Origin of the sequence: Agrococcus baldri (assembly GCA_900114805.1) — a bacterium.
Lineage (GTDB): Bacteria > Actinomycetota > Actinomycetes > Actinomycetales > Microbacteriaceae > Agrococcus > Agrococcus baldri.
The window spans coordinates 155,975-169,670 of the sequence record FOZN01000004.1; the positions used below are offsets into that span (position 1 = coordinate 155,975).

14 protein-coding genes and 1 pseudogene are annotated in these 13,696 nt (G+C 71.1%); 6 read left to right on the forward strand and 9 right to left on the reverse strand.

Annotated elements, in window-relative coordinates:
* Nucleotides 1-6: 6 nt before the first annotated feature.
* The 7 genes and pseudogenes from BM288_RS12355 to BM288_RS12380 form a co-directional block, all read right to left on the reverse strand.
* Entirely contained in the window at nucleotides 7-1,644 is a 1,638-nt protein-coding gene (locus BM288_RS12355; RefSeq protein WP_092919227.1) for an FAD-dependent oxidoreductase, read from the reverse strand.
* On the reverse strand, nucleotides 1,641-1,865 hold the full coding sequence (locus tag BM288_RS12360; RefSeq protein WP_092919229.1) for a KTSC domain-containing protein: 225 nt from the start codon (nucleotides 1,863-1,865) through the stop codon (nucleotides 1,641-1,643). The genes BM288_RS12355 and BM288_RS12360 overlap by 4 nt, the downstream gene beginning before the upstream one ends.
* A gap of 44 nt (nucleotides 1,866-1,909) precedes the next feature.
* Nucleotides 1,910-2,146 carry a dodecin family protein gene (locus BM288_RS12365; RefSeq protein WP_092919231.1) on the reverse strand — a complete coding sequence of 79 codons (237 nt, stop codon included), beginning with the start codon at nucleotides 2,144-2,146 and terminating at the stop codon, nucleotides 1,910-1,912.
* 81 nt (nucleotides 2,147-2,227) lie between these two features.
* Nucleotides 2,228-4,531: a choline BCCT transporter BetT gene (gene betT, locus BM288_RS12370; RefSeq protein ID WP_318255550.1), complete on the reverse strand. Its 2,304-nt coding sequence runs from the start codon at nucleotides 4,529-4,531 to the stop codon at nucleotides 2,228-2,230.
* Nucleotides 4,532-4,585: 54 nt separating this feature from the next.
* The gene (locus BM288_RS12375; protein ID WP_092919235.1) at nucleotides 4,586-5,062 is read right to left on the reverse strand and encodes a DUF6328 family protein; all 477 of its coding nucleotides are present in this window, start codon (nucleotides 5,060-5,062) and stop codon (nucleotides 4,586-4,588) included.
* Between the two features lie 37 nt (nucleotides 5,063-5,099).
* Nucleotides 5,100-5,357 carry a DUF7218 family protein gene (locus BM288_RS14695; protein ID WP_318255600.1) on the reverse strand — a complete coding sequence of 86 codons (258 nt, stop codon included), beginning with the start codon at nucleotides 5,355-5,357 and terminating at the stop codon, nucleotides 5,100-5,102.
* An 81-nt stretch (nucleotides 5,358-5,438) separates the two neighbouring features.
* Nucleotides 5,439-6,308, reverse strand: a pseudogene (locus BM288_RS12380) (DMT family transporter); the annotation flags it as partial.
* A 59-nt stretch (nucleotides 6,309-6,367) separates the two neighbouring features.
* Here BM288_RS12380 and BM288_RS12385 point away from each other — a divergent pair.
* The 4 genes from BM288_RS12385 to BM288_RS12400 are packed head-to-tail and all read left to right on the forward strand — an operon-like array spanning nucleotide 6,368 to nucleotide 10,400.
* Nucleotides 6,368-7,153: an EI24 domain-containing protein gene (locus BM288_RS12385; RefSeq protein WP_092919237.1), complete on the forward strand. Its 786-nt coding sequence runs from the start codon at nucleotides 6,368-6,370 to the stop codon at nucleotides 7,151-7,153.
* A 31-nt stretch (nucleotides 7,154-7,184) separates the two neighbouring features.
* On the forward strand, nucleotides 7,185-8,264 hold the full coding sequence (locus tag BM288_RS12390; protein ID WP_092919239.1) for a lipid II:glycine glycyltransferase FemX: 1,080 nt from the start codon (nucleotides 7,185-7,187) through the stop codon (nucleotides 8,262-8,264).
* Nucleotides 8,261-9,322, forward strand: coding sequence for a lipid II:glycine glycyltransferase FemX (locus BM288_RS12395; protein WP_177220383.1), 1,062 nt, complete (start codon nucleotides 8,261-8,263; stop codon nucleotides 9,320-9,322). The genes BM288_RS12390 and BM288_RS12395 overlap by 4 nt, the downstream gene beginning before the upstream one ends.
* A gap of 10 nt (nucleotides 9,323-9,332) precedes the next feature.
* The gene (locus tag BM288_RS12400) at nucleotides 9,333-10,400 is read left to right on the forward strand and encodes a lipid II:glycine glycyltransferase FemX (protein ID WP_092919243.1); all 1,068 of its coding nucleotides are present in this window, start codon (nucleotides 9,333-9,335) and stop codon (nucleotides 10,398-10,400) included.
* Between the two features lie 37 nt (nucleotides 10,401-10,437).
* Here BM288_RS12400 and BM288_RS12405 read toward each other — a convergent pair whose 3' ends face one another.
* A complete protein-coding gene (locus BM288_RS12405; protein ID WP_092919245.1) occupies nucleotides 10,438-10,902 on the reverse strand; it encodes an HD domain-containing protein in 465 nt (154 codons plus the stop codon).
* Between the two features lie 33 nt (nucleotides 10,903-10,935).
* Between BM288_RS12405 and BM288_RS12410 the strand changes: the two genes are divergently transcribed.
* Complete coding sequence (locus BM288_RS12410) at nucleotides 10,936-11,451, forward strand: hypothetical protein (protein ID WP_092919246.1); 516 nt, start codon at nucleotides 10,936-10,938, stop codon at nucleotides 11,449-11,451.
* Here BM288_RS12410 and BM288_RS12415 read toward each other — a convergent pair.
* Nucleotides 11,409-12,470, reverse strand: coding sequence for an FUSC family protein (locus tag BM288_RS12415; RefSeq protein WP_092919248.1), 1,062 nt, complete (start codon nucleotides 12,468-12,470; stop codon nucleotides 11,409-11,411). The two genes, BM288_RS12410 and BM288_RS12415, sit on opposite strands and share 43 nt — an antisense overlap.
* 59 nt (nucleotides 12,471-12,529) lie before the next feature.
* Here BM288_RS12415 and BM288_RS12420 point away from each other — a divergent pair, with 59 nt between their 5' ends.
* Nucleotides 12,530-13,693, forward strand: coding sequence for a phosphotransferase (locus BM288_RS12420; RefSeq protein ID WP_177220384.1), 1,164 nt, complete (start codon nucleotides 12,530-12,532; stop codon nucleotides 13,691-13,693).
* Nucleotides 13,694-13,696: the final 3 nt, after the last annotated feature.

Genomic DNA, 13,696 nt, shown 5'->3' on the forward strand with positions numbered 1-13,696 from the left:
GCTCGCTCAGCTGCCGGCGGGCTCCGTGGGCGTCAGCGCCAGGTACTGATGCACGAAGGCGATCGCCATGCCGCCCTCACCGACGCCGGCGGCGACGCGCTTGACGGATCCCGAGCGCACATCGCCGATCGCGAATACGCCCGGCGCGCTCGTCTCCAGATCGAAGGGGCGCCGATCGAGCTGCCAGTGCCCGGAGGCCGCCGCCTCCGAGCCGGCCACGACGTAGCCGCGGGCGTCGCGCGCGATCACGTCGGGCAGCCAGCCGGTCATGGCATCGGCACCGATCATCACGAACAGCACGTCGCAGCGTCGGGCGCTGACGATCCCGGTCGCACGGTCGCGCACCTCGATCGTCTCCAGTCGCTCGGCGCCATGGGCGTCCACGACCTCGGTCCGGGTCTCGACCCGGATGCCGTCGTTCGCTGCCAACTGGTCGATCAGGTACCGCGACATGCTCACCTCGATCGAGGGTGCGCGCACGAGCAGCGTGACCGAGCGCGCGTGGCGCGCGAAGAACAGGGCCGCCTGCCCGGCGGAGTTGCCGGCGCCGACGATGCAGACCTGGGCGCCGTGGGTCAGCGCGGCGTCGCTGCGTGCGGCGCCGTAGTGCACCCCGTTGCCGATCCGGCGCTCGATCGAGGGCACCGGCAGCTTCCGCCAGGCCACACCGGTGGCGAGCAGCAGCGCGGCAGCACCGAGCACATCGCCACCGTCGAGCCGCACCTCGAGCCGTTCGGGATCGACCGCCTCCACGGTGCGGGTCACCACGATCTCCCCGCCGAGCCGCTTGGCCTGCTTCAGCGCGCGGCTGGCCAGGTCGTCGCCGGAGATGCCGAACGGGAAGCCTGTGTAGTTCTCGATGCGCGTCGACGTGCCGGCCTGGCCGCCGGGGGCGAGCGACTCGATGACGATCGTGCGCAGCCCCTCGGCGGCGCCGTTCACGGCGGCCGTGATGCCGGCCGGCCCGCCGCCGACGATGACGACGTCGTAGCGGCTGTGCTCAGGCCGCACCGCGAGCCCGGTCGCCTCGGCGACCTCCCGCATCGTGGGCTCGAGCAGCGCCTCGCCGTCCTCACGCTCGAGCACGGGGTAGCGCGCCGACTCGGCAGGGGCATCGAGCGTCACGCGGTCGAAGGCGACCTGGTTGCGTGCGAGGAAGCCGGCGATCTCGTGGGTGCGCGGATCGCCGCGCGGGCCGATGAGGCGGATGTCGGTGTCGGGCCGCTCCGCGGCGAGCTCCTGCAGCGAGTCGAGGTATCGTCGTGCGAGCCCTGCCACCCGGGTCGGGACCGATGGCGCGAGGGCTGCGAGCGTGTAGAAGGCGGTGATGTCGAGCTTCAGCACACGGGCGGCCTCGGCGGCCCGGCCGCTCGCTGGGAAGGGCGTGCTGAGCGTCATCGGCACCTCCCCGAAGAACCGTCCGGGCACGCGCGTGCCGATCACGCGCTCCTCACCGTTGACGACCTTGGTGATCTCAGCGCGCCCCTCGACGACGACGAAGAGCGCGCGCTCGTCGCCCTCGTGGGCGAAGTACTCGCCTGCGATCAGCCGGATGTCCTCCACCGCCCGGGTCAGGTACTCGAGCGCATCCTGCGGCAGGGAGGCGAAGATCCGGATGCTCCGCAGCTCATCGACGGTGATCACGAGGCAGCCGCGACCGTCCGCACCGGGAAGCGGGGCTTGACGCGCTGGTTCACGAAGGTGCCGATCGACTCAGCCGCGAGCAGCGCCTCGAACACGGCGCGCGGCACCATGCCGTACACGTAGGTGCCGCCGCCGACGAAGCGGATCGTCAGCTCGTTGCGCGCCGGATCGAAGCCGACCGCATCCACGCTCGACGACTCCACCGGCTGCATCGGCGGCATGGCACGCAGTCCCTCTCCCCGGGATCGGCTGTGGCTGCCCGTGCTCAGTCGAACGAGGGATCGACCGCGGGGCCGGCGTCGTCGAGCACGAAGGTCAGCTCGAGCGTCACCTGCCACGAGGTGATGGCACCGTCCTTGATGTTGACGACGTGATCCTTGACCCAGGCGCCCTCGATGCCGCGCAGCGTCTCGTTCGCTCTCGTGATGCCCTGGGTGATCGCATCCTCGAAGCTGGTCTCCGAGCGTGCGCTGATGGTGGTGATCCGTGCGATGGATGCCATTGCCGTCCTCCTCGACTGCGGCGCGAGGGAACTCCTCGCGCCGCCAGCCAATCGTGGAACGCCACCGAAGGGAAGCCCCGATCAGTCCTTGCGGTCCCCGAGATCCTGCACGTCGTCGGCGCTCTTCGGCAGCGCGGGGAGGGTGCCGGTCGGCTGCTGCATGCGGGGCGTGAGCACCGAGGCGACATCCGACTCCTCGCTGACGGTGAGGAACGCGAGGTGCGCCTCGTAGCGGTCGAGCACGTCGTCGATGATCTGCTGCTTCGTCAGGCCCATCAGGTCGTAGCCGCCCGAGCCGGTCTGCGTGAACACCTCGAGTCGGAAGTACACGTCCGTCTCGCGCGACATGCGGCCGCCGAACATCGGCACCGGTGCCTCGACGAGCGCCACTTGGTAGTGGAAGTCGCGGAACTCCGCCATCGACACCCGCAGCAGCGGCTCGTCGATGCCGGTGGTCGAGTTGGCCATCCTGCCCTGCTCGACCTCGTAGCCCTGCGCGCGGAACTCGGCCACGACATCCGCCATCGCCGGTCGCACGACCCGGTCGAGGAACTGCGCCACCTGATGCTTCGACGGGAAGGCGCGCATGCGCTCGAGCCGCTGCTTCCACGACCGCTCGGGCGCCCTGCCGCCGGTCGTCGCCATCGTGCGACGCTGCAGCACCCGGCCCTCGCGCTCGGCCCGCTCCATGCGCAGCACCTTCGAGAACGAGAGCATGACGAGGTAGGCGATGACGGTCACCGGCAGGGCGAAGATGAGTGTCGCGTACTCCATGGTGGTCACGCCGCCGGCGAGCAGCATCGCGATGGTCAGCAGTGCCGTCAGCAGCGCCCAGTAGATGCGCAGCCACTTCGGGCCGTCCTGGCTGGGCTCCGGGATGGAGGAGGAGAAGTTCGACATCACCATGGCGCCCGAGTTCGCGCTCGTCAGGTAGAACAGCAGGCCGGACAGCGTGGCGAGCCCGATCAGGAACATCGCGCCCGGGAACATCTGGAGCAGCGCGTACCAGCCCGCCTCCGGGCTCTCGACGGCGAGCTGGGCGAACTCGGTGTTGCCGCCCACGATCACCTCGTGCAGCGCCGAGTTGCCGAACAGCGACACCATGAAGAAGTCGCACAGCACCGGCGCGGTGATCGCGGCGATGACGAACTCCCGAAGTGTGCGGCCCCGCGAGATGCGCGCGAGGAAGACGCCGACGAACGGGCCCCAGGCGAGCCAGAACGCCCAGAAGAAGAGCGTCCAGCCGCCCATCCACTGCGCGCCGTCGGGCTCGTAGGCGAAGGTCTGCAGCGTTCGCTCGGGGAGCGTGACGATGAAGCGGCCGATGTTCTCGACCAGCGCGTTCAGCAGGAAGGCCGTCTGGCCGGTGAAGAGGATGTAGAGCATCATCGCCGCGGCGCTCCACAGGTTGAGCTCCGAGATCCAGCGGATGCCCCTGTCGACGCCGGAGGTGGTCGCGGCGATGGTGAGCAGCACCGCCACGATCACGAGCCCGATCTGCAGCGCGATGCCCTGCGGCAGCCCGAAGATGAGCGAGAAGCCCACTCCCAGCAGCACGACGCCGATGCCCATCGAGGTGGCGACGCCGAACACGGTGCCCACCAGCGCGATGATCGAGATGCTGTCGCCCAGCGGGCCGCGCACGCGCTTGCCCAGCAGCGGGTACAGCGCCGCCCGGATCGACAGCGGCATGCCCCAGCGGTAGGAGAAGTAGCCCATCGCCATGCCGAGCAGCGCGTACATCGACCAGCCCGCGATGCCGTAGTGGAACATCGTCCACACCACCGCGTCCTGCGCCGCAGCCATCGTCTGGCCGTCGCCGCTGGGCGGGTCGAGGTACTGCACGACCGGGCCCGTCACCGAGTAGAAGAGCATGTCGATGCCGACGCCGGCGGCGAAGAGCATGGCCACCCAGGTGAACAGGTTGTACTGCGGCCGCGAGTGGTCGGGCCCGAGGCGCACGCTGCCCTCCTTCGAGAGCGCGACCCACAGCACGAAGCCGATCACGATGGTCACCGTGAGCACGTAGTACCAGCCCAGGTTGGTGGCGATCCAGCCGACCGCGGCCTGCATCGTGTCGTTGGCCTGCTGAGGCATCAGCATCGCCCAGATGGAGAAGGCGAGGGTGACGACCGAGGCGATGATTAGCACGCGCCAGTGCACGCGCGGGCCGCGGTGCTCCATGAGCTCGGTCGGGCCCTTGCTCATGTCGCTGCGCGAGAATGGCACGTCGCGCTCGTGCCGCTGCCGTTCGGGTGCGCGCTCCGTGCCGCCGAAGCGCGTGCGCTCGAGGGGCGGATGCGCTGCTCGGGCGGCGTCGTGGGCGCCCGGCGGGTGCCCCTCGTCGGCCGCTCCGCCGGCGTGGCCGTCCCTCATCCTCGCCATGCTCGCCACCCTTCCCTTCGTTATCTGATAACCAAGGATCTCACCAGCCGAAGGTCACTCACGGGCGGGAGCCCGCCGGCGTGCGATCCACGCGATGGTCCAGAGCGCCACCAGCACCGCCAGCGTCACGCCCGCGGCCCAGATGCCCGCGGCCGCCGAGAGCACCACTTCGAAGATGAACGAGGTGACGCCGACAACGAGGGCGGAGACCACCACGAGCGTGGCGATCAGGAAGCGGTTGCCCAACTGCACGACATCCGCCTTCATGCGCTTGGCGAAGTGCAGGCGGTGCACGACCACCGGCGTCATGCCCAGCAGCGTGGCGAGCCCGGCGATCGCGACGAGCACCAGGTAGTGCACGATCTCGTCGGCATCCAGATCCTTGAAGCCGCTCTGGAAGGCGACCGCGAGCAGGAAGCCCGAGATCAGCTGCGTGCCGGTGAGCACCACGCGCAGCTCCTGCAGGATGTCGGCGAAGTTGCGGTCGGCGCGCTCCTCAGGAGTCTCGTCGCGCCCACGGGAGTCGTTCACAGCCGGATCTTCCCACCGCCCGGCTGTGAACGGGCGCTCAGTGGTTGCGCAGCCGCTCGATCAGCTCGTCCTTCCTCAGGTCGGAGTAGCCCTCGATGCCGAGCTCCTTCGCGCGATCCTGCAGCTCGTCGACGGTGCGGTCCTCGTAGTCGCCGGCCTCACCGCCGCGCTCGCCCACCTCGTCGCGGCCGTCGCGGGCCGCCGCGTTGGCGATGCGGGCCGACTTCTCCTTCGAGTTGCCCTCGTCGCGGAGCGTCTCGTAGAGCTCCTCGTCCTTGATGTGCGGATCAGGCATGCCCATTCCTCTCGTCGTCGGTGCCCCCGACGCTACTCCGCGCGAGCGGCTCGTCAAGGGACTCGGCAGCGCGAGCAGCGCGATGCCGATGGCGACGACCGCGAGCCCGATCCAGCCGATGACGGCCGGGCGCTCGCCCACCACGAGCACGGCCAGCAGCGTCGCCACCACCGGCTCGGCGAGCGCGATCGTGGTGGCGCTCGACGAGCGCAGCACTCGCAGCCCGAAGCCGAACAGCAGGTAGGCCAGCGCCATCGGCACGAGCCCGAGATAGCCGATCGTCGCGAGCCCCGCGGGGGAGGCGAGCGGTCCCACGCCGACGAGGGCGAGCCAGGCTGCGCACGCCACCCCGCCGACCAGGAAGAGCGCGCCCATGGCTCCCGAGGCGGATGCGCCGCGGGCGATGAGGCGGCTGCCTGCGAAGGCATACAGCGCGTAGCCGAAGCCGGCCACCAGCGCGAGTGCGACGCCCGCGGGCGCGAGCGACGCATCCGCTGCCGCACCGCCGTGCCCGCCGAGCGTCAGCAGCACGATGCCGACGGCGGCCACCCCCGTCGCGAGCGCCCAGCGGGCGTCGGGCCTGCGCCGGTCGACGGCCCATTCGAGCAGCGCCGCGAAGATCGGGCCGGAGCCGAGCGCGACGACGTTGCCGACGGCGACGCCCGCGAGCGCCATCGATGGGTAGTAGGCCGCCGGGTAGAGCACCACGCCGACGGCGCCCGCGAGCACCCAGGCGAGCTGCTGCCGCTGCCGCAGCACCGCCAGCACGCGTTTCGCCGAGATCGCGGCGAGCACGACGCCGCCGATGGCGAAGGTCGACAGCCCGATCGCGAGCGGCGAGGAGCCGGCGGGCGCGAAGTGCGCCACGGTGCCGGTCGTGCCCCACAGCACCGCGGCCAGCAGCACCGCCACCGCGTGCGCCGGGCGTCGAGGGGAAGCGAGCGTCGGCACGGATCGATCCTACGGCCGCTGCTCCGGCCGCCCCCAGCGTCGCGTGCCAGCATGGGCGCATGCGGCATCGGATCTCTGAGCTCCTCGCCGGCGCCGGCCTGTTCCTGCGCGGCTTCGGCACCTGGGCGAAGAACCCGGCGCTGATGGCGCTCGGGGCCGTGCCGGCGCTCATCGTCGGCACGCTCATGCTGACGCTCATCATCGTGCTGAGCTTCCAGGTGGGCGGCTGGGCCGACGCGCTCACACCGTTCGCCGACGGCTGGGCGCCGCTCTGGAGCGATGCGCTGCGGCTCGCGCTCGCGCTCGGGATCCTGGTGGGCGCGATCGTGCTGTGCGTGCTGACGTTCGCGGCCGTCACGCTCACCGTAGGCGAGCCCTTCTACGAGCGCATCTCGCGCTCGGTCGAGCAGCGGCTCGGCGGCATCGCCGCGCCGGTCGAGCTCGGCTTCTGGGTCTCGCTGCGGCGCGGGCTGCGCGACGCCGTGGTGCTCATCGGCACCGCGATCCTCACGGCCATCGCCGTGTTCGTGGTCGGCCTCATCCCGCTGGTCGGCAGCGTGCTCGGCCTCGTCGTCGGCGCCGTGCTCGGCGGCACGGCGCTCGCGCGCGAGCTCACCGGCATCCCCGGCGATGCCCGCGGCATGTCGCTCGCCGAGCGCCGGGCGCTGCTCGGCGCGCACCGGTGGCGCACACTCGGCTTCGGCATCGTCGCCTACCTGCTGCTGCTCATCCCCGGCGTCGCGGTGATCGCCACCCCGGCCGCGATCGTCGGCGCCACCCTGCTGATGCGCGATCTGCGCGGCGAGCCGACGGTCGCCCCGCTGGCCCAGCCGGGAGCCTCGTAGACTGGAGCCGCCCGCCAGACCGAGAGGTTCCATGCCCATCGCAGCTTCCGTCCGTCGCGCCGACCCCAGCGAGATCGCCGAGTGGGACGCGCGCATCGAAGCGAACCCCGACGGCGGGCACATGGTGCAGTCGCTCGCGTTCGCCGAGACCAAGCGGTTCGACGGCCTCGAGCCCGTCTTCCTCGTCATCGACGCACCGGTCGCCGGCGCCGAGGGCGCGACCGAGCGCATCCACGCCCTCGCCCTCGAGGGCAAGGTGTCGCTGGGGCGCTACTGGTACCTGCCGATGGGGCCGACCGCGACCGACATGGCGCCGGTGGTCGAGGGCCTGCGCGCCTTCGCGCAGGGCGAGGACGGCCTGCTGGTGGTCAAGATCGAGCCGCACCTCGAGCGCACGCCGGAGCGCATCAACGAGCTCGTCGCGCTCGGCCTCGAGCAGAGCCGCGACATGCAGGTCATGACGCACACCGTGGTGCTCGACCTCGCGCAGGGCGAGGAGGAGCTGTTCGCCTCGTTCTCGCAGATGATCCGCCGGCAGGTGCGCGGCGCGACCAAGAAGGGCTACCGCGTCGAGCGACCTGAGCCCACGCAGCTGACCTTCGACCGGATGCACGCGATGATGCTCACCGTCGCCGGCGGCAAGGGCATGGCGGGCATGCGCGAGCGCGCCTACTACGACGAGTTCTGGGGCGCCTTCACCGCTAATGGCACCGGCCGCTTCTACTTCGGCTACGACGACGACTCGGGCGACCCGCAGGCGGGCATCTTCGTGACCACCGCCGGCCGCACCGTGGTCTACAAGGACGGCGGCTCGCGCCCCGACCGCAAGATCAACGGCGGCTCGGCGCTGCTGCTGTGGACGGCGATGCAGGACGCGATCGCCGACGGGAAGCTCGCCTTCGACCTGGCCGGCACCCCGCCGCCGGACCGTGTCGACGACCCGACGCATCCCTTCCACGGGCTGGCGCAGTTCAAGCTGCGCTTCGGCCCGATCTCGAGCTTCCTGCCGTCGTTCGACCTGGTGCTGCAGCCGATGCGGCACAGGCTCTGGGAGCGCGTCGTGCGCCGCATCGAATGGCGCATCAAGAAGGGCCCGGACACGCTGCGATGACCGAGGCCACGAGCGTCCGCTTCGCGACCGACGATGAGATCGCGCACTGGGACGAGCTGATCGAGCAGAACCCCGACGGCGGCATCATGACCAGCGCCAGGGCGATGGGCGAGATCAAGCGCTACGACCGGCTCACGCCGCGCTTCCTGGTGGTGGAGGGCGCGCAGACCGTCTACGCGCTCGCCCACGAGGGCGCCGTGTGGCTGGGCCGCTACTGGTACATCCCGCTCGGGCCCACCTGCGACGACCTGGAGGGCATGGTCGCCGCGATGCGCGAGTTCGGCAGCCAGCAGGACGGCCTGCTCGCCATCAAGGTCGAGCCGCACCTGCTGCGCAGCCCCGAGCTGATCGCCCGCATGGAGGCCGCCGGCACGGTGCGCAGCCGCGACATGCAGCTGCTGACGCACACCGTGGTGCTCGATCTGACCCTCGGCGACGAGCTGATCATGCAGTTTCAGAAGAAGCTGCGCTCGTCGATCCGCGGGGCGGAGAACAAGGGCTACCGGATCGAGACGATCGAGGCGCACGAGGCGACCGAGCACGACTTCGTGCGCTTCTACGAGCTGCTGAAGACCATCAACGGCGGCAAGGGCGTCGCCGCCATGCGCGAGTTCGCGTACTACCGGCTGTTCTGGGGCGAGTTCGCGAAGACCCGCAACGGCCGCTTCTACTTCGGCTACGACGACGAGGGCACCGAGGCGCAGGCCGCCATCTTCGTCACGCTCGCCGGGCGCACCGCCGTCTACAAGGACGGCGGCTCGCGCCCCTCGCGCGCCATCGCCGGGGGAGCGGCGCTGCTGCTGTGGCGCGCCATGCAGGACGCAGCGCGCGACGGCAAGACCGCCTTCGACCTGTGCGGCACCCCGCGGCCCGAGCAGATGGACGACGAGACCCACTGGTACTACGGCGTGGGCCAGTTCAAGAAGAAGTTCGGACCGGTGGTGAGCTACCTGCCGTCGTTCGACATCCTGCTGCGGCCCATCCGCCACCGGCTGTGGGAGCGCGTCGTGCGCCGCATCGAGTGGCGCATCAAGCCCGGCACGGACGCACTGCGATGAGGAGGCCAGCATGACCGGCTCATGGACCATCCGCCGCGCGCGGCAGGAGGAGCTGCTCGACTGGGATGCCAAGGTGCAGGCCAACCCCGACGGCGGGCAGTGGACGCAGGGCCTCGCCTACGCGCGGCTCAAGTCGACCGAGCGCCTGCACCCGGTCTTCCTCGTGCTCGAGTCGCCCGGCACCACGGTGCACGCGCTCGCACTCGAGCACCGCAGCCTCGCGGGCCGCTTCTGGTACCTGCCGCTCGGCCCCGGTGCCGCCTTCGACGACCTCCCGGGCATCGCGGATGCGCTCCGCTCGGCCCGCTGGGATGTCACGAAGGGCGTGTACGCGGTCAAGGTCGAGCCCTACGAGGTCGACACGCCCGAGCGGCGCGCGCTGCTGGCGGATGCGGGCTACCGGGTCGCCAACACCGTGCAGCAGAACATCCACACGGTGCTGGTCGACCTGACGCCAGAGGTGGACGACATCTTCGCCGGCTTCAACAAGAAGCTGCGCAACCACATCCGCAACGCCGTCAAGCACGGCTACCGGGTCGAGAAGGCCGAGCCGGGCGAGGCGACCTACCGGCAGATGTACGAGCTCATGCAGACGGTCGCCGGCGGCAAGGGCGTCGACACCATGAAGTCGTACGACTACTACCGCACGCTCTGGGGCGAGCTGTGCGACCGCGGCCAGGGCCACTTCTGGTTCGGGTACGACGGCGCGCACGACGGTCCCCAGGCATCCGCCTTCATGATCGGCTTCGGCCGCTACGCGCTGGCGAAGGACGGCGGCTCGGTGCCCGACCGCGCCATCCGCGGCGGTGCCCACCTGATGCGCTGGACGGCGATGCAGTGGTTCAAGGAGCAGGGCCGCGAGGTGTACGACACGTATGCGACGCCGCCCTCGTGGCAGGCGGACGACGAGTCGCACCGCATGCACGGTCCGGGCATCTTCAAGCGCCTGTTCGGGCCGATCACCGACCACCTGCCGAGCCACGACCTGGTGCTCGACGAGCCGCGCTACCGGCTGTTCCTGCGGCTGCTGCTGCCGGCCGAGCGGCGCGTGCGGCGGCGCCCCTGGGGCATCTGGTAGCCCGACGCCGGCGCAGCCGAGGACCGGCGCGCCCGGCTCACGTGACCTTGCGGCCGCAGATCTCGTCGAGGCTCGTGCCCAGCAGCTGAGCGGTCTCGCGGTACATCGCCACCAGCTCGCGGCGCTGGGCCGGGCTCGGCATCGCCTCGAGCCGCCACGCGAGCGCGTTGTCGCGCAGGTCGGCGATCTTCACGGTCGCCGCGAGCTCGCTGGCGCGCAGCCGCTCGACGTGCTCGGCGATGCTCTCGCCCTCGCGCTTGGTCATGGCGTCGACGGCATCGATGACGCGCTTGGGGAACTTCGCGCTGACGAACTCGCGCAGCGTGATGGTGCCCCATTCGAAGACGTCGTGCAGGATCGCGACGGTGCGCAGGTCGTCGCCGTCGACGGCGAGCATCACCCGCACCGCGTGCGCCATGTAGGGGTGCCCCTGCCGGTCGACGCGGCCGTCGAACGCCTGCGCTGCGAGCAGGATCGCACGCTCGAGGTGGTCGTCGGCCATGACGCGAGCGTATCCGTTGGCTATCCTGAACGCATGTCACGTGTCGCCGATCCTGCCGAGCTCGCTCGTCTGCTGCGGGGGACGTGGGCGATCCGCGCGACGACCTTCCCGTACTGGACGAACACCGAGCGCAAGAACCCGCGGGTGACCTTCGAGCTCGTGCGCAGCTCGCCGCTGCAGCTGCGCGAGGTCTACGAGTACCACCGCCCCGACAAGGGCGACCGCGAGGTCATCGCCGAGGCCGCTTGGGCGGGTCGGCACTTCTCGTGGCGCATGCTGGGCCGCTCGCGGCTGCTGGCGAGCGCCTACGTGGTCTCCGACACCCCCGCGACCCCCGATATCCTCGCCATCCACTACGGCAAGTCGGCGCTGCTGCGGCAGAGCGCCGTCACGATCCTCGCCCGGCCGCACCTCGACCCGGATGCGGTGCGCCGCGCGGTCTCGATCGACACGCACTCGTTCGAGCTCTCCGCAGAGGAGTTCTGGCGGCTGCTGTGGCTGACGCCCTACACGCCGTCGGCGCCGGCCTCCAGCGACTCCCTCGCCTGACGGACGTCCTCGAGCAGGGCGCCGATCAGCACCCAGTGCTCCGGGTGGGGCCTGGGCACCTCGATGGGCTCGGTGAACATCGGCCCGTCGAGCGCGGGCATCGAGGTGGTGCGCCCGTCGTCGTGCGCCTGCTGGTCGACCAGCGCCCGCACCTCGTGCGCGATGCGCCGTGACTCGATGCCGATGCGGCGCACGGTGGGCTCGCCCGCGATGGACGCGTCGGGCAGGAACGCCTCGCTGCGGTCGGCGATCGAGCGGGACATGCCGATCACGCGGTTCGCGAGCACCGTGAGGGTCAGCAGCAGCCGCTCGTCGCGCTCGAGCCGCTCGCGCATGCGCTTCGTGCGGGGGTTGAGACGGGTGGAGTCCTCCAGGTCGTCCATCGCGGCCCTGGTCGACTGGATGCCGTCTCGGAGCGCGCGGGCGTCGGCGAGCAGGCGCTCGGTGGGGGAGCCGCTCGTGAGCGAGCGGTCGATGCGCTCGTAGGCGTCGGCGATGCCGTGGGCGAGCTCGCGCATGGCGCGCTCGGCCGGCTCGTGCTGCACCGGCGGCACCAGCACCAGGTTGATCAGCAGCGCGCAGACCGCGCCGATCACGGTCTCCACGATGCGCTCGAAGCCGAACAGCGGCCCCGAGCCGGCGCCGAGCGCGAGCAGGATCATGGCGCTGATCGGCAGCTGGTTCGCGGCCATCGGCGCGAGGCGCAGCAGCCGAGCCACGATCACGGCCAGCACCGTCACGGCGAGCACCATGAGCGGACCGGGCGGCAGCACAAGGCTGGCGAGCCAAGCGAGCACCACGCCGCCGAGCGTGCCGATCGAGCGCTCGATGCCCTTGCCGAGCGACTGGTTGACGCTCGGCGCCACCACCAGCAGCGCCGCGATGGCCGCGAAGATCGGCAGCTCGGTGCCCAGCAGCAGCACGCAGACGTACCAGGAGACGGCGATGGCGACCACGATCTTGAGCACCTGCAGCCAGCTCGCCTGCTGCTCTGCCCTCAGCCGTCCCAGCCAACGCATGGCTCCACGATACGCGCGCCGTGCGCGGTTCACGGGTCGGGCGGTGTTGGATGGGGCCCATGCTCGACAACGCCGCCGCGGTCCTCACGCGGCTCCTGGCCGAGAGCGGGCGCGAGCTCGTCGACTTCTCGCAGAAGGATGTGGAGCCGGTGAACGAGGGCTTCATCGTCGGCTACGCCTGCGGGGTGCGGACCCCGCAGGACACGGTCGAGCGGGTCACCATCTATGTGAACACCTCGCCGAGCGCGCCCACCGATGAGCACACGGTCGAGCTGACCGATGCGGCGGGCAGGCGCCTCACCGCGTGGGTCTACCCGCAGGATCCCTCGTTGCCGTCGCTGCCGGCCGTCTCGTACCCGGAGGCCGCGGGCGTCGTGCTGGCGAAGTTCGGCATCGCGGCAGAGGGCGCGCGCCTGCGCATGGAGGCGTATCGGCCCGGCAAGCGCGCCGTGCTGCGTGTCGAGACCGCCAGTGACCGCTGGTTCGCGAAGGTCGTGCAACCGTCGCTCGCCTCCACGATCCACGACCTGCATGAGCGCTTCCAGCACGCCGGCGTGCCCGTGCCTCGCTCGCTCGGCTTCTCGGATGCCGGTCTGGTGCTGCTGGGCGAGCTGCAGGGCGTGCCCGCGATCGACGTGTTCGAGCGCATCGACCGCCCGCGCTTCGCCGCTGGGCTCGACGAGCTGACCCGCCACATCTCCACCGTGCGGGTCACCATCGGTGCCCGCGAGTCGCTGGCGCGCCGCGTCGGCTGGTACGCCGAGCGCATGGAGGAGACCGCGCCGCTCTTCGCCCGGCAGACGAGCAGGCTCGCGCAGCTGGTGCACGAGCGCTACGCCGCAACCGCGGTGCCTGCACCGGTGACGATCCACGGCGACCTGCACCTGGGCCAGATCTTCGTCGACGAGCGCGACCCGTCGGCGATCACCGGCATCCTCGACATCGACACCGCGGGTCTCGGCGATCCGGCCGACGACCGCGGCGCCCTGTTCGGGCACGTCGTGGTCTCGTCGCTGGAGCGCGCGTCGACCGTCGGCTCGGCGCAGGCCCTCAGCGCCTTCGCCGACGAGCTGCAGGCGGGCTGGCACGGCGATGCCCGCGTCGCGGCGATCGCGGCCACGCACCTGCTCGGCCATGCCCTCGCCAACGCCGGCAGGGGTGACGAGCGCGGCGCGGCCTCCGCCCAGCAGCTGCTCGAGCGCGCGCAGTCCGTGCTCGGCTAGCCA

Coding starts and splice junctions, on each gene's coding strand:
- BM288_RS12360 (WP_092919229.1), bottom strand. CDS start 1,865: ATGCCGCCGATGCAGCCGGTGGAGTCGTCGAGCGTGGATGCGGTCGGC.
- BM288_RS12365 (WP_092919231.1), bottom strand. CDS start 2,146: ATGGCATCCATCGCACGGATCACCACCATCAGCGCACGCTCGGAGACC.
- betT (WP_318255550.1), bottom strand. CDS start 4,531: ATGGCGAGGATGAGGGACGGCCACGCCGGCGGAGCGGCCGACGAGGGG.
- BM288_RS14695 (WP_318255600.1), bottom strand. CDS start 5,357: ATGCCTGATCCGCACATCAAGGACGAGGAGCTCTACGAGACGCTCCGC.
- BM288_RS12385 (WP_092919237.1), top strand. CDS start 6,368: ATGCGGCATCGGATCTCTGAGCTCCTCGCCGGCGCCGGCCTGTTCCTG.
- BM288_RS12390 (WP_092919239.1), top strand. CDS start 7,185: ATGCCCATCGCAGCTTCCGTCCGTCGCGCCGACCCCAGCGAGATCGCC.
- BM288_RS12395 (WP_177220383.1), top strand. CDS start 8,261: ATGACCGAGGCCACGAGCGTCCGCTTCGCGACCGACGATGAGATCGCG.
- BM288_RS12400 (WP_092919243.1), top strand. CDS start 9,333: ATGACCGGCTCATGGACCATCCGCCGCGCGCGGCAGGAGGAGCTGCTC.
- BM288_RS12405 (WP_092919245.1), bottom strand. CDS start 10,902: ATGGCCGACGACCACCTCGAGCGTGCGATCCTGCTCGCAGCGCAGGCG.
- BM288_RS12410 (WP_092919246.1), top strand. CDS start 10,936: ATGTCACGTGTCGCCGATCCTGCCGAGCTCGCTCGTCTGCTGCGGGGG.
- BM288_RS12415 (WP_092919248.1), bottom strand. CDS start 12,470: ATGCGTTGGCTGGGACGGCTGAGGGCAGAGCAGCAGGCGAGCTGGCTG.
- BM288_RS12420 (WP_177220384.1), top strand. CDS start 12,530: ATGCTCGACAACGCCGCCGCGGTCCTCACGCGGCTCCTGGCCGAGAGC.